The sequence below is a fragment of the Daejeonella sp. genome, assembly GCF_044348475.1.
Lineage (GTDB): Bacteria > Bacteroidota > Bacteroidia > Sphingobacteriales > Sphingobacteriaceae > Daejeonella.
The window spans coordinates 44,868-63,041 of the sequence record NZ_JBIKSU010000002.1 but is presented as its reverse complement, the minus strand read 5'-3'; the positions used below and the strand labels follow the sequence as shown (position 1 = coordinate 63,041).

The window sequence follows — 18,174 nt, the reverse complement described above, 5'->3', positions numbered from 1 at the left end:
ACCATTCAATATTCAGAGGATATGTCAATAAACCTGTTTCGAAAAAAGTCGATTGAGCTGATAATGAAAGACCAAAAAGCAGGTTTTTCTGATGCTGAAAGTGCGGCTGAAGGATTAAAACGGGTTCTTAACGTAAAAGACCTTACCTTAATGGGTATTGCAGCCGTTATTGGCGCCGGAATATTTTCAACTATTGGGAATGCAGCCTTTCAGGGCGGACCGGGGGTGAGTATTTTATTTATTATCACTGCCATTACATGCGGTTTCTCGGCTTTATGCTATGCAGAATTTGCCTCAAGAATTCCGGTTGCCGGTAGTGCCTATACCTATGCATATGCTTCTTTTGGTGAACTTATTGCCTGGATCATTGGCTGGGACCTTTTAATGGAATATGCAATTGGTAATATTGCGGTGGCCATTTCATGGAGTGAATATTTTACTAATTTGCTGGAAGGTTTCAATATCCATATTCCAGCATACCTAACTATGGATTACCTGACCGCATCAAAAGCCCATGCCGAAGTGATTGCGGCCGGAGCAGATCTTAGCGGGATCAGCGAAAAAGCAAAATTTGCCGCCCAGGCTTGGGCTAATGCCCCCGGTTCTGGCAATTTTAAACTAATTGCCGATATACCTGCGCTTGGTATCGTATTTTTAATTACCTACCTAGTTTATATCGGAATCAAAGAGACTAAAAGAGCAACCAATGCAATGGTAATTTTAAAAGTTGCTGTAGTAATTGGTGTAATCATTCTCGGATTTTTCTATGTTAAACCAGCCAACTGGCATCCTTTTATGCCCAATGGCTTTGAAGGAATGATGAAAGGTGTTTCGGGAGTATTCTTTGCTTATATTGGTTTTGATGCCATTTCAACTACCGCAGAAGAATGTAAAAATCCACAGCGCGACCTACCCAAAGGCATGATCTACTCCTTGATCATTTGTACGGTTTTATATATCCTTGTTGCACTCGTATTAACCGGAATGGTAAGTTATAAAGAGTTACAGGTTGAAGATCCCCTGGCATTTGTATTTAAAAATGTGGGATTGGAAAACATCAGTTATATCATTTCAATCAGTGCTGTTATTGCCACAGCGAGTGTTCTTCTGATCTTCCAGATGGGTCAACCACGAATCTGGATGAGCATGAGCAGAGATGGATTGTTACCGGCCAAATTTTCAAGCATTCATCCCAAATATAAAACTCCATGGTTTGCTACATTGGTAACAGGTGCTGTAGTGGCAATTCCGGCATTATTCATGAACTTAACCGAGGTAACTGACCTAACCAGCATTGGTACCTTATTTGCATTTGTCTTAGTATGCGCCGGTGTACTACTCCTGCCAAAAGAAGATGCCGAACAATCCAAAAATAAACGTTTCCGCATCCCTTACATAAACTCAAAATTTATAGTGCCCTTACTCTTCATTGGAGTATTTATTGTATTCAAAGAGCAGATTTTGGCACTGTTTGACTACAATGGAGACTGGCATGTTTACAAAGATAAACTTCCCTATTTTCTGTTCATTCTGGCAGCGATTATCATGTCTGTACTATCATTCATGAAAAATTTATCGCTGATTCCTGTTTTGGGAATGTTAAGTTGTTTATACCTGATGACAGAGCTGGGTTACACCAACTGGCTACGGTTTTTGATCTGGCTTGGATTAGGTCTGATCATTTACTTTTCTTATTCTTATCATAAGAGTAATCTGAATAAATAATAAATTTAGAACTTTAAAAATATCTCTATAAAGAAAAGAGCTTATATCATGCATGATATAAGCTCTTTTCTTTGTTTAAATAATTCCAAATCTATTCCATTCGCGTTAATTCGCTAGTATCCTGATAAGAGATCATTAATGGTACTCTTTCTACAGTTACAAAGCTAACATCCAGACCAAAACCTCGTTCCTCAGAAAGTGAAAACTTCTTTAGTATAAAATAATAGTCCATGATGAATTTATCCTTAAAGCTTAAAATATTCGATTTAGACAATACCTTTTCTAATACCACGAATCTGAAATCACCAATAATCTTATATTTATTCAATGAGGTATACTTACTCGTAATGTCTACTTCCTTGTTTTTTACCAGCTCTTCTACAACTTTCCTGAATAAGACATTGATCTGCTGTTCCACACGGAATCCTAGCTTAAAATCAATCCGAATCAGTTTATTTGGAATTAATGACTCAGCTCTGTAATCTCTGGTGAAAGGTTCATCCGTAACATCAACATGCACTATCCAGTATACATCTGCCCTCTTAGGCTGCTTCTGTAAAATAGAATACATTATTTTTGATTCTATCTCCGAGTTAAAATTTGAACTCGTTAAATAAACCAACTGCGAGGCATATTTAGGCACCGTTTCGTCCTCACTTAATTCAGTCAAAATAGGATAGTATGAATCTATCTCAACAAACTTTACAAAACGGTTTTTGATTTTCCTTGCAGAATACCAAGCCCACATAACTGATAATAATAAAGAAGCTAACAATAAGGTAAACCATCCACCATGCATAAATTTAGCCATGTTAGCTACAAAAAACCCTAATTCAATGAGCCCGTAGATCGTTACAAACAGTATAATCAGATAATTAGGAAATTTCTTCCGCTTTAGAAAAACAGCAACAAGGATAGTAGTCATCATGAAGGTAAGGTTTATAGCTAAACCATAGGCCCCTTCCATGTTTTGAGATTCGCGAAAAATCAGAACTACAATAATACATCCTATCCACAATAAAATATTTATTGAAGGAACGTACAACTGCCCCTTTTGATTACTTGGGTAATTGATTTTAACCTTAGGCCATAGGTTAAGTCTAACTGCTTCTGATATGAGCGTAAAAGAACCCGAAATCATAGCCTGACTAGCAATGATTGCAGCAGCAGTAGCGATACTGATTCCGGCAATTAAGAACCATTCAGGCATAATGCTAAAGAATGGATTATCGCCAGGAGTTAAGGCACTTCCCTGATGCTGCCAAAGCCAAACTCCCTGGCCAAAATAATTTAATAAAAGACAAAGTTTAACATAGATCCAACTCATACGAATATTAGGACGCCCGCAATGCCCAAGGTCAGAATAAAGGGCCTCTGCACCTGTGGTACAAAGGAAAACCGCACCAAGAATAAATAAGGCACTTGGATTAGTTGACAATAAGGCGTATGCATAATAGGGGCTAATCGCTTTGAGTATTTCAGGGTACTGAATTAGATAAAAACTACCCAAAACGGCCATCATGGTAAACCATATAAACATAATCGGACCAAATGCCTTTCCTACAATGAAGGTTCCAAATTGCTGAATTAAGAATAGCAAAGAAATAATAACAATTACGATTGGAACAGTTGGTATGTCTTTATAAAAGATTCTTAACCCCTCAATTGCAGCAGAAACTGTAATGGGCGGTGTAATCATTCCATCGGCAAGCAATGCTGATCCACCAATCATAGCTGGGATAACCAGCCATTTCCCCTTTTTCTTGACCAAAGAGTAAAGCGATAAAATACCCCCCTCACCTTTATTGTCGGCACGTAACGTAATTATCACATACTTTATGGTGGTTTGTAAAGTCAATGTCCAGAATATGCAAGACAAGCCTCCCAAAATAAGATCAGCAGTTATGATTCGATCTGCGATGATAGCCTTAAATACGTAAAGAGGAGATGTTCCAATATCACCGTAAATGATACCTAAACTAATCAATAAACCTGCAGCAGATAGCTTGTGGAGATTTTTTATGTTTGACACGTCAATAAAATTATTTGACAAAAGTACATCTTAAAAACAATATCACAACTGTATAAATGAACCATTGATTTACAACCATTTTTTTTTAAATTTAGAGCAACATATATAGGTTTTCAACCGTATCTAAAACTTGGTTTAGTTAAATTTTGTTAAAAAGGCTCAAAACCCTGTTTGTATATTTTAAAATGCCTTATATTTATATTTTCGTTGTAATTGCGTATGATAAATTTCTACCTGCGAGTTTTTCTTATATCCATAGTGCTAACCATCTTCATGGCTGGCAATACCTATGCATATAAAAATTTGCAGGGACTTAGGCCAGATTCATCAAAAATAAAAGCAAAAGTCTCAACCAAAATAACGGATACCCGACTCAATAAACCGGCCTACCTTAAGAATGGGGTAAAGGTTAATTTCATTCCATTTAAACCTGCAAAAGACAGTTTTTTTGGCAATACGAAAATCATGAGTGCTCCTAAATCTGGCGATAATGACAAGGTATTGAATAATGTAAAAGTGTACCCAAATCCAATTTCTGATCAATTAAATTTAAGCTTTAACATGAGCAAAGATGCTAATGTAATTGTAAAAATTATGGACGTTTTAGGAAATGAGATCACTACCCTACTTTCTGAACGAGTTGCTGCTGGCGATCAAACTAAACCTTTCATCATCGCTTCCCGTATCACTAGCGGTTTCTATTTTATTCGAGTTAGTGTAGGTTCAGAGATTGTTACAAAACGTATCTCGGTACTTTAATCAAAATTTCATCTTGTTTTTATTCTGTATTTATATATTCGCTGTATGAAAATAATAGCTATTGGACGTAATTACGCCGAGCATGCCAAAGAATTAAATAATCCTGTTCCAACCGTACCTGTGATATTCATGAAACCAGATACAGCTATTTTAAAGGATAATAAACCATTTTACCACCCTGAATTTTCAAGTGATATACATCATGAAATTGAACTCGTTTTAAAAGTTTCAAAAGAAGGAAAGCATATTGCTGAAAAATTTGCAGGTAATTACTTTGATGAAATTGGTCTGGGTATAGACTTTACCGCAAGAGATATACAACAAAAACATAAAGAAAAAGGGCTTCCATGGGAACTGGCCAAAGCATTTGATCATTCTGCTCCGATAAGCAAATTTTTTCCTAAATCAAATTTCAAGGATTTAACTAAGCTAAACATCAGGCTAGATCTTAATGGAAATACTGTTCAAAGCGGTAATACTAGTGACTTGCTATTTTCTTATGAATATATTATTGCCTTTGTATCCAAATATATTACTCTAAAAAAAGGAGACCTTATCTTCACAGGTACCCCTCAGGGAGTTGGAAAAGTTAATGTTGGCGATCATTTGGCAGGTTATTTGGAAGATGAAAAGTTACTGGATTTTTATGTCCGGTAATCCTGCATTCAAATGTTTAAAAGGTATTTAACTCTTTTCTTTGTAGTTATAAATGGTCTGGTTTATAGCCAGACAACTCAGCTCAGCTACCCATTAAATTATTTCAGGCCTCCGCTTGACCTGCAACCAATTATTTCGGGTAATTTTGGAGAAATACGTACCAATCATTTTCATTCGGGGCTTGACTTTAAAACCAATCAGCGTGAAGGTTATCCAGTTTTTGCAGTTGCAGATGGTTTTATTTCCAGAATCAGAGTTCAGATTGGTGGCGGTGGCAATGCACTTTATGTAAATCATCCCAATGGCTTTACTTCGGTTTATATGCATCTAAGAAATTACAATGATCGCATCAGCCAGGCATTAACATCCCAGCAATACAGCGTCGAAAAATTTGATGTTGACTTTCTGCTTCTTCCTGTTGCAATTCCAGTTAAAAAAGGAGAAATCATTGCCTATGCCGGAAATACAGGTGGCTCTAGTGGCCCTCACCTTCATTTTGAGCTTCGTGATACAAAAACTGAAGAAACCATTAATCCGCAACTCTTTGGCATTACCATTCCTGACAGAATAAAACCTACAATAGCAGGCTTATACGTATACCACCTGAATGGAAATCCGTTTAGCGAACATACACCAAAGCAATTTTACCAGGTTAACGGAGCTGCTGGACAATACCAGGTTTCAAGCCAAGCCATAATCCCACTTGAAGAAGAATCTGGCTTTGGCATTATCGCTTCTGATAAAAACTCTGCATCAGAGAACCAAAATGGTACTTATTCTATAGAATTGTTTATTGATGGCAGGCTAATTTATTCTTCTGTTTGGGAAAAATTCTCTTTTGAACATTCACGTGGCATCAATTCACATATTGATCATCCTGCATTGATTTTAAGCGGGAAACGTATACAGAAGAGCTTCATAGAACCAGGTAATGAATTGACTATTTATAAAAATTTGGTCAATACTGGGCTAATAAATAGTACTGACAAAAATATACACGAAGCAAAATATGTCGTAAAAGATATTGCCGGCAATGAAAGTGTATTAAACTTCAAAGTCAGATTTGAACCTGCATCAAAAAAATTAGTTAAACAGCCTGAAGGAAAAAAAATGGCCTTTAACCAAATCAATACGTTTGATACCACCGGGCTCAGTATTACATTACCCTTAAAAACGCTATTTAGTAACCTGAACTTTGTTTATAGCAAATCTCCCAGGCCAATTGGAGGGTATTCACCTATACATCATGTCCACAATGGTTTAATTCCTTTAAAAGGAACCTATAATTTATCGATAAACACGGCTGAAGATCTCCCGTCCAATTTGCGAAGCAAAGCCTTGATCGTAAATACCCGAAAAATTGCACAGGGCGGGTATTATGAAAATGGATCTGTAAAAGCTGAATTAAAAACCTTTGATAGCTTTTATCTTACCCTAGATACTGTAGCTCCTAAAATTATCCCTTTAAATATCAGAGATGGAGTAAATCTAGCCTCGACCTCGAAGATTCAATTTCGTATAGCTGATAATCTATCAGGAATCGAGAGCTTTACCGCACTGATTGACGGACGTTGGGTTTTGATGGAATATGATTCTAAATCTGGTACATTATGGCATCGTTTAAACGATTTACTTGTCAAAGGAAAACATGATTTTCAACTTATTGTAACCGATAAGAAAAATAATACCGCCATGTTCCATGCTTTATTTTACAAGTAACAGAAATATTCCCTTCACAATATTTATTTTACTAATTTTAGTGCATCAAAAAATCCAATAAATGAATGAATTAAGCGAAGGGCAAAAAGCACCTGAATTTACTGCAAATGATCAAAATGGCAAATCTGTAAGCTTAAATAATTTTGCCGGAAAGAGTATAATCCTTTATTTCTATCCCAAAGATGATACACCGGGATGCACTGCAGAAGCCTGCAGCTTTAGGGATAATTACGAATCCTTACTAGCAGAAGGATTTGAAGTTTTGGGAGTAAGTACTGACGACGAAAAATCACACCTGAAATTTATTGGTAAATATAATTTGCCGTTCTCGTTAATCGCTGATACAGAAAAGAAAATTGTTGAAGCTTATGGCGTTTGGGTTGAAAAGAACATGTACGGAAAAAAATACATGGGTGTTTCGCGTAAAACTTTCATTATTGATAAAAATGGAATGATTCGCAAGATCATTGATAAAGTTGATACTAAGAATTCATCTGCCCAGGTATTAGAAATCCTGAAATAATTAATACCCAATACAACAAGAAATAATAAAATACATAAGCAGCTCATCTATTCAGAAATCATGGCTATTTTAGTAGAGCCATTAAGCATTAAATATGACTCCAGATATTGAAAAATTAGCAAAAATTGCCTCTCAGGTTCGCAGAGATATCGTTAGAATGGTACATGCCTGCCAGTCAGGTCATCCGGGTGGTTCACTTGGCTGTGCTGATTATTTAGTAGCCTTGTATTTTCATACCCTGAAGCATAATACCAAGTTTGATATGGACGGCCATGGTGAAGACCTGTTCTTTTTATCCAATGGACATATTTCACCTGTTTGGTACAGCGTATTAGCCCGTTCGGGATATTTTGAGGCATCTGAGCTTGCTACGTTCAGAAAAATTAATACCCGCTTACAAGGGCATCCAACAACTCATGAAAATTTACCAGGAGTACGTATTGCCTCAGGCTCTTTAGGCCAGGGAATGTCTGTTGCTATTGGTGCTGCACTTGCTAAAAAATTAAATAAAGACAGTCGGCTTGTTTTTTCATTACATGGTGATGGAGAATTACAGGAAGGTCAGGTTTGGGAGGCAGCAATGTATGCCAGCCATAATAAAGTAGATAATCTGATTTCAACTATAGATGTTAATGGTCAGCAAATTGATGGGCCAACTGACCAGATTCTTTCATTAGGAAATTTAAAAACCAAATGGGAGGCTTTTGGATGGGAGGTGCTTGAAATGAGTGGAAATGATATGGCAGATGTAGTACGGGTATTAGATCTTGCAATTTCTAAAACGTGCAAAGGGAAACCGATCATGATCTTAATGCAAACCATGATGGGCAATGGAGTAGATTTCATGATGCACACCCATAAATGGCATGGAACAGCTCCAAATGATGAACAGCTTGCAACTGCTTTAGGGCAACTGGAAGAAACTCTTGGCGATTTTTAAGCATTACCAGTAAAAGATCAGAATACCTAAAATTTACTTATGCCTGATTCAGATCAGGAAACGTTTTTTATATGAAAAAATATACATACACTGAGAAAAAAGATACTCGTTCAGGTTTTGGAGCTGGTTTATTGGAAGCAGGCAAAAAGAATGGTCAGGTTGTTGCCCTTTGTGCAGATTTAATCGGTTCATTAAAAATGGATGCTTTTATCAAGGAATTTCCAGAACGTTTTTTCCAAATCGGGATAGCGGAGGCAAATATGATGGGCATTGCTGCTGGATTAACTATAGGTGGTAAAATTCCATTTACTGGCACATTTGCGAATTTCTCAACCGGTCGTGTATATGATCAAATAAGACAATCGATTGCTTATTCTGATAAAAATGTAAAAATCTGTGCATCACATGCCGGTCTTACCTTGGGAGAAGATGGAGCAACTCATCAAATTCTTGAAGATATTGGGATGATGAAAATGCTTCCAGGAATGGTAGTGATTAACCCTTGTGATTATAATCAAACAAAAGCGGCTACCATGGCAATTGCCGATTATCATGGACCTGTTTATTTAAGATTTGGAAGGCCAGCAGTACCTGTATTTACAGATCCTGATCAGAAATTCGAAATAGGAAAAGCATGGATGGTTAATGAAGGTACTGACGTAAGTATTTTCGCTACCGGACATATGGTATGGAAAGCCATTGAAGCTGGAGAACTGCTAGCAGAGGCAGGCATTAATGTTGAAATAATAAATATTCATACCATTAAACCTTTAGATGAAGAAGCAGTCTTAAAGTCAGTAGCTAAAACTGGATGTGTTGTGACTGCTGAAGAGCATAATCGAATTGGTGGATTAGGAGATAGTATAGCTCAGCTTTTAGCAAGAAACAATCCGGTTCCACAAGAGTATGTAGCAGTGAATGACAGTTTTGGCGAAAGCGGAACTCCAGATCAGCTCATGAAAAAATACGGTTTAGATACCGAAGACATTATAAAGGCAGTGAATAAGGTTATCAAACGCAAGTAAAATACCTTAGCTCCGAGGATCCAGGCCAATTAATATAAATATGCAGGTTGAGGATTCAGAAATATTAAAGAAATTCGCACAGGAAAATACCCGTGATGAAGCTTTCCGTTTGTTACTTAATAAGTATCAGCAAAAACTATACTGGCATATCCGCAGAATGGTAATCAGCCATGATGATACCGATGACCTTGTACAGGATGTGTTTTTAAAAGTATGGAAAAGCCTTTCCAACTTCAGAAGCGACTCTCAGCTTTATACCTGGCTATACCGGATTGCAACAAATGAGAGCATCACTTTTTTAAAGCGAAAAAAAATAAGGAATAGTGTTTCTATTGACGATGATAACGGTAAAAATTTAGTTGAAAAGCTAAAAGAAAGCCCTTATTTTGATGGCGACAAAGCCCAAATGAAACTTCAAAAAGCTTTACTTACACTACCTGAAAAACAAAGGCTGGTGTTTAACATGAAATACTTTGATGATCTCAAATATGAAGATATCTCTGAAATATTGGGAACTAGTGTTGGGGCTTTAAAAGCATCCTTCCATATTGCCGTAAAGAAAATTGAACATATATTATTAAATACAGATTAAACCTTTTTATTTGAAAAGTATCAAAGGATTATGAAATTAAAACATTCAGATAGCAAATGGGAAGAAGATGCACCAACTCTTGCAGCGATCAAGCGGGTGAATCCTTTTGTTGTGCCATCTGGATATTTCGAATCTTTAACTGATCAATTAAATTCAAAAGCACTGATTGAGTCAGCTCGGTTTGAATCAGAAGAAGAATTTAATACACCTGCTGATTACTTTCAAAAGCTACCTTCGCGTATTGAAGAAAAAATTGCAATAGAAGCTATTCAATCATTAGTTCCTTCAACAGGATTTACTGTTCCTGAAGCTTATTTTTCAGACCTAGGTGAACGTATTCAAACCAAATTAGCCGAACAGAAACCAGAAAGAAAGAAAAATGTTTTCAAATCATGGATCAGTTATTCAGCTGCTGCATGTATTACACTTGTTTTAGGCACCGCTGTATATTTTAATTCTTCGGGCTATACCATTAATAGAGATCTCTCAGAAGTTCCTGATCAAGAGATCATCAATTATCTGCAAATTCACAGTACCGTAAATGATAACCAATTCATTATTGAAAACTTAAGTGAGGATGGACTGCAGCAAATTACTTCTGATGTTTCATCACAAGACATTGAACAATACATTAATAATACTACATTATGAAAAGAAAGCTATTAACTAGGATATGTTGTATTATTTTCTGCCTTACTCTTCATGTATCATTATTTGCACAACATCATCGTGAACGTAATGAACAGATTGAAACCATAAAAGTGGCTTTTATTACCAATAAATTAGATCTCACATCTGAAGAAGCTCAAAAATTTTGGCCGGTTCACAATAATTACCAAAAGGAACTCATGGAGTTGATGAAAAAGCGAAGAGAAGACAGGCAGAAAACAGACATCACTCCGAATGATAAAATTAATGCAGAGCTTGCTTTTGAAAGTAAGATATTAGACCTTAAAAAAAGGTATAAAAAATTGTACTCAAAAGTAATTCCTTCTCAAAAGATCCTACTTTTATACCAAGCTGAACGCGAATTCAGAGAACATCTGATCAAGCAACTAAATCACCGTCGCAAATCAGCTAATTAAGCTGCATATTTGCTGAGAACACATTTTTATAGCCGATTTTTAACACGCTTTAAAATATGTATTTTTACACATGCTAAGTCCGCGACAGCTTTTCTTACTCAATACTGCACAAACATCACCATCTCCTCGCCTGCTTGAAATTGAAAGTGCAGAAGGCATGTATTTATATGACTATAATGGAAAAAGTTATATGGATCTTGTTTCAGGTTTTGCGGTCAGTAATACAGGGCACAGAAATGCAAAAGTTGTTCAAGCAATCAAAGACCAGGCAGACAAATACCTTCATCTGACAGTCTATGGCGAATTTATACAGTCGCCACAGGTAAAGTTTGCAAGTAAATTATCTTCTATCCTCCCGGATTCTTTAAGTTCTGTGTATTTCGTTAATTCTGGTGCCGAGGCCACAGAGGGAGCCATGAAACTGGCAAAACGCTTTACCGGACGATCTGAGATTATAGCATGTAAAGATTCCTATCATGGAAGTACCCAGGGGGCTCTTAGCGTAATGGGTAACGAACACTATAAGCAAGCATACAGACCACTGCTTCCAGGTATTCGTTTTATCGAATTCAATAATTATATCGATTTGGATTTAATAAGCACGAATACTGCGGCCGTAATCATGGAAACGATTCAGGGCGAAGCAGGTGTTAGAGTACCAGATATTAATTATATGCAGCGTTTAAGAAAACGCTGTAATGAAACAGGCACCTTATTAATTCTGGATGAAATTCAAACAGGATTTGGTCGTACGGGTACATTATTCGCTTTTGAGCACTTCAATATAAAACCTGACATTTTATTACTTGCAAAAGGAATGGGAGGAGGAATGCCAATTGGTGCTTTTATCTCTAGTAATGAGATCATGAGTGTGCTAAAGGAGAATCCAATCCTCGGACATATTACCACATTTGGCGGCCATCCAGTTAGTTGTGCTGCTGGTTTAGCCAATTTAGAAGTGATTATAGAAGAAGAATTATATAAAGATGTACCCTTAAAAGAATCCCTATTTAGAAAGTACCTTCAGCATCCAGAAATCAAAGAAATCAGAGGAATGGGATTAATGTTATGCATTCAGTTAAACAGCTTTGAACAAGTTGAGAATGTGAGCAGACGCTGCGTTGAAAACGGGATAATCATAGATTGGTTCTTACACTGCGATACCGCCATGCGAATTGCTCCACCTTTGATCATTACTGATAATGAAATACATAAAGCATGTGCAACCATTATTGAAGCACTTGAATTTTACCGAGCTGGAATAGCCAAATAATTCTTAACCAGAACATTATCAGTTTAAAGCCGTACCTTTGCAGAAATATAAAATCGCTGGCATTTTTAACAGCGATGTAAAATCATTACATGTCATTCGAAAATTTAAACTTAATTGAGCCTATTTTAAAGGCTTTAAAAACAGAAGGTTACACTACCCCCACTCCTATTCAGGAACAATCAATACCAATCATATTAGAACGTAAAGACCTTTTAGGCTGTGCACAAACCGGTACAGGAAAAACCGCCGCATTTGCCATACCTATTCTTCAAATTCTGGAGGGTGGAAAAATATATGATCAAGGGCCCAGAGCAATCAAATGCCTAATTTTAACGCCTACACGTGAACTTGCCATACAAATTGGAGAAAGTTTTACAGCATACGGGCGTCACACAGGAATGAAGCACACCGTTATATTTGGAGGTGTTTCACAAGGTTCTCAGGTATCGGCTTTAAAAGCCGGTGTTGATATTCTTATCGCAACCCCAGGAAGATTACTGGATCTGATCAATCAAAAATTTATTCAGTTGCATTATTTGAAAATATTTGTACTTGATGAAGCCGACCGTATGCTTGACATGGGTTTTATTCATGATGTAAAAAAGATTATAACCAAGATTCCACAAAAACGTCAAACCTTGTTTTTCTCAGCTACCATGCCTGATGAAATCCAGAAATTGGCTAATACTATTTTGGTTAATCCTGAAAAAGTTGAAGTAACACCGGTTTCTAGTACTGCCGATACCATTGATCAGTCTTTATTCTTTGTTGAAAAAAACGATAAGAAAAAATTGCTTATCCATATCCTCAATGACAAGAGTATTAAGTCTGCGTTGATTTTTAGCAGAACGAAACATGGAGCTGATAAAATAACTAAGGATCTTGTTAAAGCTGGAATTAAGACAGAAGCAATTCACGGAAATAAATCTCAGAATGCTCGACAAAAGGCATTATCTAATTTTAAAAGCGGACAAATAAAGGCTTTGATTGCAACCGATATCGCCGCAAGAGGAATTGATATTGATGAACTTTCGCACGTGATCAATTTTGAATTGCCAAATATTCCTGAAACATATGTGCACCGGATCGGAAGAACTGGCCGCGCAGGTTCAAGCGGTATTGCTTATTCTTTTTGTGATGAAGAGGAAATGGAATATCTTAAAGATATTCAGAAATTGATCGGCAGGGAAATCCCTGTTATTGAAGATCAACCTTATCACATGCGTGGCGCATCCTTTATTATGAGCAAGTCAACAAAGAAGAAAGGCGGATCTGCTAAAAAATCGAACTCCTCATCCGGAAATACTCCAATGAGCGGAAGTCCAAATAGACGATTTGGAAATAAAAGAAGGTAGAAAAACAAAAATGCTCCGAAATAAATTCCGGAGCATTTTTTAGTTAGTGGATAAGCCTTTAAACATTAGATCAGCAAGTAACTGATTCCCTTTAGGATTTAAATGCACCCGATCGGTTGTGAGGATGCCAGATTCTTTATTATCTGGATTATTAACCCTATTATACTCTAAAAATGCCTTTCGCAAATCAACTAACCTGCATCCATATTTTGATGCCAGATCGCGTATCATCTGGCTATAACGATTAAGATCACCATCCAATGAATTACTGAAATCAGTTCTTTCACCAATTACTGCAGGTGTACAAACAATTACCTGAATGCCAGAAGCCTGCAACTTTTTGATCATTGCCGTATAAAAAGCAAGGAATTTATCGGGATCAGTACCTGTTTGACTGCTTTGCTTATGCCAAACATCATTTACACCAATGTAAATAACTACCACATCTGGCTTTTTATCTAAAACATCTTCCTGAAATCTGAGGTAAAGGTCATAAACCTTATTACCACCTATTCCCGCGCCAATCAGCTCATACGATGGGCCTCCATCCTGCTTAATTTTTTCCTGCATTAGGGTAATGTAGCCACCAGGCTTTACACCAGCATTAGTTATTGAATCACCAAAAAATATAACCTTTAAGGGTTTTTGGATCTGCATACCACTTAATAAGATGATCATTGTAAAAGAAAGAATTATTTTTTTCATTGTTGTTTTGATTTAATTGATCAAAGTACAAAATTGAAATTGCAAACTATACTTAAAACTATTTTAAGCAAACATGATGCCTGTTTTAGACCATTTTTGCTCTTTTTATAAGATAAGAATTTAAAACCTGATAAAAACCTGAGTGAATATCGGCATCAACAAAGTCGATCTTATATTGAGCACATTTCAATTGCAGTTCTTTATGATAGGAATTTACAGCCTCAAGATAGGATTCCCTGACATTATTGGGATGGATTTTGAGACCCTCACCGCTTTCGATATCAATAAAGTGATAAGGACGATTATCAAACTCAAAGCCAAGCTCCATCTTGTGATCTAACACATTGAAAATTATTACCTCGTGTTTGTTATGCTTTAAATGCTGTAGGGATGCAAAAATATTATTTAGCCCCTCTGCTGACTCAGCTTCGAGCATATCACTGAAAATAATAACCAGAGATCGCTTATGAATTTGCTCAGCTATCTGATGCATAGCAGAAGCAACATCGGTATGATCGCCACTACTCTTTCTAGTCATCAATTTTTCGAGCTCTGAGAATAAATATTTTTGATGTGCTGTTGTTGATTTTGCAGAGCTTGTTAATTCCAATTGATCTGAGAAAAAACTAAGCCCAAATGCATCTCGCTGCTTTTTAAACAAATGCATCAATGAAGCTGCAGCATATACTGAAAACAAAAGCTTATTAAAAGTTTTCTCGGGATAATACATCGATGAAGAAACATCTATTACTATCTGACACCTTAGGTTTGTTTCTTCCTCAAACCGCTTTACAAAAAGCTTATCCGTGCGACCATATAATTTCCAATCAACATTTTTTATAGAATCTCCGGTATTATAAAGTCGATGCTCTGCAAATTCAACAGAGAAACCATGAAACGGACTTTTATGCAGACCCGTTATAAATCCCTCTACAACCTGCTTGGAAAGTAATTCAAGATTCCCGAAATCCTGAAGATCTTTATAATTTGACAGATTAGGTTCCATGCTCTAAAATAATATAATTTCGGGGTAAAGGATTCTGATTTTTTGAAATAATGTAAAGAAATTTTAGGAGCAGCAGGATAAATACAGCCCCAAAACATTTGATGAATTATATAAAAAAATTAACTTAGAAAGATTTTTTGCTATTGACCAAATAGCCTAATTATCTATCCAAAAGTCCAGTTATATACATTAAAGAAAATCAACATCCTATGATGATTTATAAATTCAGATATGTCTTAATTTCAGCGCTGCTGATTGGTTCATTTTCAACACAAGCTCAACTCAAAGACCTAAGCTTCAAAGAAATTTTTTCAAACCCGGTAAAAGATATTATCAATCCAATTCCGGCATACAGGGGCTGGGCAGATAATACACATTATATTGAATACCGCATGGAAGGGCAGCAAAGTAAGCCATACACTGTTGATGCACGCACAGGAGAGGCAGTTCAATCAGCACCCGCACAGGTAAATGAAGCTTCAGTAAGCATCAAGAATAAAGATGTTTTTTTTAAGGATGCTTTGGGAACAGAGAAACAATTAACTAAAGATAGTATTCCTGAAAAAAATCCCACCTTATCTCCTGATAAAACTCAGGTGGCATTTACAAAAAACAATGACCTATATTCTATCGATATTGCTTCAGGCAAAGAAACGCGATATACAAACGATGGCTCGGATGTGATTTATAATGGATGGGCTTCCTGGATATATTATGAAGAAATTCTTGGCAGATCAACCCGATATAAGGCTTTTTGGTGGAGCCCGGATAGTAAACAGATCGCATTTATGCGTTTTGACGATTCAAAAGTTCCTGTATTTCCTATTTACAATTCAAACGGGCAGCATGGCTTTCTTGAAAATACCAGGTATCCTAAACCAGGAGATAAAAATCCTGAAGTGAAAATGGGATTAGTTAACAGAGGGTCAAATGGGATAGTTTGGGCAGATTTTGATCCAAAAAACGATCAATATTTTGGCACTCCTTTCTGGATGGCCGATAGCAAAACACTGTGGATGCAATGGATGAACCGCGATCAAAATAATCTCATTATTTATAGTGTCAATCCAATGAATGGTAGCAAAAAGGCTATTCATGAAGAAACACAAAAAACCTGGGTCGACTGGTTTGATGAACTGTATTTTCTTAAAAATGGACAAGGTTTTATCCTGAAAAGCGATAAGAGCGGCTGGGGTCATTTTTATTATTATGACCTCGAAGGTAATTTGAAGAAACAAGTAACATCCGGATATTGGAGAGTGAATCAATTGGTATTAGTTGATGAAAAGGATCAAGAACTATTTTTCACGGCAAGACAAGAAAATTCAACGAGAAACGACCTTTACCGTGTTAGCTTGAAGGGTAATGAAGAACCTATCCGATTAACATTTGGGAATTATGACCATCAGATAAGTATTTCACCTGACGGCAACTATTTCTTGACAACGTATTCTAATATAACAAGTGCCCCTAAATCAGCTTTATTGGATAATAAAGGTACTGTTATTCGTGAACTATCCGATTCGAAAGGCGCTGCATTTGATTCCTATCAACTTCCTAAAACAGAGCTTAGCTATTACAAGACGCGCGACGGCCTTGAACTCCCGATGACCATTACTTTACCTTTAAATTTTGATCCAACTAAAAAATATCCTGTCTGGATCTCTGTTTATGGTGGGCCGGATGCCGGAACTGTTTACGACCGATGGAAAAGCCCACTGGGGCTTACCTATTGGTGGGCTAAAGAAGGTATCATTCAAGTAGCCATTGATAACCGAAGTTCAGGGCATCTGGGAAAGACAGGAATGGATTTCATTTATCGAAAAATGGGGAAATACGAGATCGAGGATTATATGGATGCGGCCATTCTACTAAAATCTAAGCCTTATGTAGACGGTACACGAATTGGAATTACGGGGGGCAGCTTTGGCGGGTATATTACTGCAATGGCACTCACTTATGGCTCTGATGTATTCACACATGGTATTGCTAATTACTCTGTAACTGATTGGTCACTTTATGATACACATTATACCGAACGCTTTATGGGAACCCCTAAGAATAATCCTGAAGGCTATAAGATTACCTCAGCAATAACCTATGCAGACAGGCTAAAAGGAAATTTACGTATTGTACATGGTACAATGGATGATAATGCTCACATGCAAAACAGCATTCAACTAATCAACAAACTGCAGGATTTAAATAAACATTTTGAATTCATGCTCTATCCAGGTGAACGTCATGGCTGGGGTGGTTCAAAAGCAAGACATAGCAATCAGGAAAATGTGCGCTATATCTATATGAATATGCTACAAAAGCCAGTGCCTACAGAATACCTTGAGTATTGGAAATAAATTCAATGCAGATTAATAAAAACAAAGAAGCTCCTGCAAATTATTGCAGGAGCTTCTTTGTTAAGCGATATGTATAATGCTTATGCCAATTGCTTGCTTAGTTTTTCAGCAAGAACTGATTTAGGCACTGCACCAATTTGTTTATCTACAATTTCACCATCTTTGAAGAACAAAAGAGCGGGGATATTACGAATCCCGAATTTCATTGAAATTCCAGGGTTGTTATCTACGTTTACTTTTCCAACAACTGCTATACCTTCGTATTCTTTTGCGAGTTCTTCAACAACGGGGCCTACCATACGGCAAGGACCACACCATTCTGCCCAAAAATCAACCAGAACAGGTTTATCAGATTTAAGGACTAATTCGTCAAAGTTTGCATCTGTTAATTCTAATGCCATAATAATAAGATTTTCGTGTT

At 36.7% G+C, this 18,174-nt stretch carries 17 protein-coding genes; 13 read left to right on the top strand and 4 right to left on the bottom strand.

The window, feature by feature from the left end; genetic code table 11:
• Positions 1–21 precede the first annotated feature (21 nt).
• The gene (locus tag ACIQZ6_RS01155; RefSeq protein ID WP_395807354.1) at positions 22–1,725 is read left to right on the top strand and encodes an amino acid permease; all 1,704 of its coding nucleotides are present in this window, start codon (positions 22–24) and stop codon (positions 1,723–1,725) included.
• Between the two features lie 91 nt (positions 1,726–1,816).
• On the opposite strand, the gene ACIQZ6_RS01150 is transcribed toward ACIQZ6_RS01155, so the two are convergent.
• Complete coding sequence (locus ACIQZ6_RS01150) at positions 1,817–3,757, bottom strand: KUP/HAK/KT family potassium transporter (RefSeq protein WP_395807352.1); 1,941 nt, start codon at positions 3,755–3,757, stop codon at positions 1,817–1,819.
• A 273-nt stretch (positions 3,758–4,030) separates the two neighbouring features.
• Here ACIQZ6_RS01150 and ACIQZ6_RS01145 point away from each other — a divergent pair, with 273 nt between their 5' ends.
• From ACIQZ6_RS01145 to ACIQZ6_RS01095, 11 genes are all read left to right on the top strand, one after another.
• Entirely contained in the window at positions 4,031–4,516 is a 486-nt protein-coding gene (locus tag ACIQZ6_RS01145) for a T9SS type A sorting domain-containing protein (protein ID WP_395807350.1), read from the top strand.
• 45 nt (positions 4,517–4,561) lie between these two features.
• A complete protein-coding gene (locus ACIQZ6_RS01140; protein WP_395807348.1) occupies positions 4,562–5,173 on the top strand; it encodes a fumarylacetoacetate hydrolase family protein in 612 nt (203 codons plus the stop codon).
• A gap of 12 nt (positions 5,174–5,185) precedes the next feature.
• A complete protein-coding gene (locus ACIQZ6_RS01135) occupies positions 5,186–6,892 on the top strand; it encodes a M23 family metallopeptidase (RefSeq protein ID WP_395807346.1) in 1,707 nt (568 codons plus the stop codon).
• Positions 6,893–6,953: 61 nt separating this feature from the next.
• Entirely contained in the window at positions 6,954–7,415 is a 462-nt protein-coding gene (gene bcp / locus ACIQZ6_RS01130; RefSeq protein ID WP_395807344.1) for a thioredoxin-dependent thiol peroxidase, read from the top strand.
• A gap of 94 nt (positions 7,416–7,509) precedes the next feature.
• Positions 7,510–8,355 carry a transketolase gene (locus tag ACIQZ6_RS01125; protein ID WP_395807342.1) on the top strand — a complete coding sequence of 282 codons (846 nt, stop codon included), beginning with the start codon at positions 7,510–7,512 and terminating at the stop codon, positions 8,353–8,355.
• A gap of 71 nt (positions 8,356–8,426) precedes the next feature.
• Positions 8,427–9,380: a transketolase family protein gene (locus tag ACIQZ6_RS01120; protein ID WP_395807340.1), complete on the top strand. Its 954-nt coding sequence runs from the start codon at positions 8,427–8,429 to the stop codon at positions 9,378–9,380.
• Between the two features lie 40 nt (positions 9,381–9,420).
• Positions 9,421–9,972 (top strand): RNA polymerase sigma factor, encoded by a 552-nt coding sequence (locus tag ACIQZ6_RS01115; RefSeq protein ID WP_395807338.1) that lies wholly within the window; start codon positions 9,421–9,423, stop codon positions 9,970–9,972.
• Between the two features lie 30 nt (positions 9,973–10,002).
• On the top strand, positions 10,003–10,623 hold the full coding sequence (locus ACIQZ6_RS01110; protein ID WP_395807336.1) for a hypothetical protein: 621 nt from the start codon (positions 10,003–10,005) through the stop codon (positions 10,621–10,623).
• Positions 10,620–11,057, top strand: coding sequence for a hypothetical protein (locus ACIQZ6_RS01105; protein WP_395807334.1), 438 nt, complete (start codon positions 10,620–10,622; stop codon positions 11,055–11,057). The genes ACIQZ6_RS01110 and ACIQZ6_RS01105 overlap by 4 nt, the downstream gene beginning before the upstream one ends.
• Positions 11,058–11,127: 70 nt before the next feature.
• Positions 11,128–12,330 carry an aspartate aminotransferase family protein gene (locus tag ACIQZ6_RS01100; RefSeq protein ID WP_395807332.1) on the top strand — a complete coding sequence of 401 codons (1,203 nt, stop codon included), beginning with the start codon at positions 11,128–11,130 and terminating at the stop codon, positions 12,328–12,330.
• Between the two features lie 89 nt (positions 12,331–12,419).
• Entirely contained in the window at positions 12,420–13,685 is a 1,266-nt protein-coding gene (locus ACIQZ6_RS01095) for a DEAD/DEAH box helicase (RefSeq protein ID WP_395807330.1), read from the top strand.
• Positions 13,686–13,724: 39 nt separating this feature from the next.
• Here ACIQZ6_RS01095 and ACIQZ6_RS01090 read toward each other — a convergent pair whose 3' ends face one another.
• Together ACIQZ6_RS01090 and ACIQZ6_RS01085 are read right to left on the bottom strand one after the other, a co-directional pair.
• Positions 13,725–14,390, bottom strand: coding sequence for an SGNH/GDSL hydrolase family protein (locus ACIQZ6_RS01090; protein WP_395807328.1), 666 nt, complete (start codon positions 14,388–14,390; stop codon positions 13,725–13,727).
• An 85-nt stretch (positions 14,391–14,475) separates the two neighbouring features.
• The gene (locus tag ACIQZ6_RS01085; protein ID WP_395807326.1) at positions 14,476–15,396 is read right to left on the bottom strand and encodes a DUF58 domain-containing protein; all 921 of its coding nucleotides are present in this window, start codon (positions 15,394–15,396) and stop codon (positions 14,476–14,478) included.
• Between the two features lie 209 nt (positions 15,397–15,605).
• Between ACIQZ6_RS01085 and ACIQZ6_RS01080 the strand changes: the two genes are divergently transcribed.
• Entirely contained in the window at positions 15,606–17,753 is a 2,148-nt protein-coding gene (locus tag ACIQZ6_RS01080) for a S9 family peptidase (protein WP_395807324.1), read from the top strand.
• Between the two features lie 80 nt (positions 17,754–17,833).
• Here ACIQZ6_RS01080 and trxA read toward each other — a convergent pair whose 3' ends face one another.
• The gene (gene trxA / locus ACIQZ6_RS01075; protein WP_395807322.1) at positions 17,834–18,154 is read right to left on the bottom strand and encodes a thioredoxin; all 321 of its coding nucleotides are present in this window, start codon (positions 18,152–18,154) and stop codon (positions 17,834–17,836) included.
• Between the last annotated feature and the right edge of the window lie 20 nt (positions 18,155–18,174).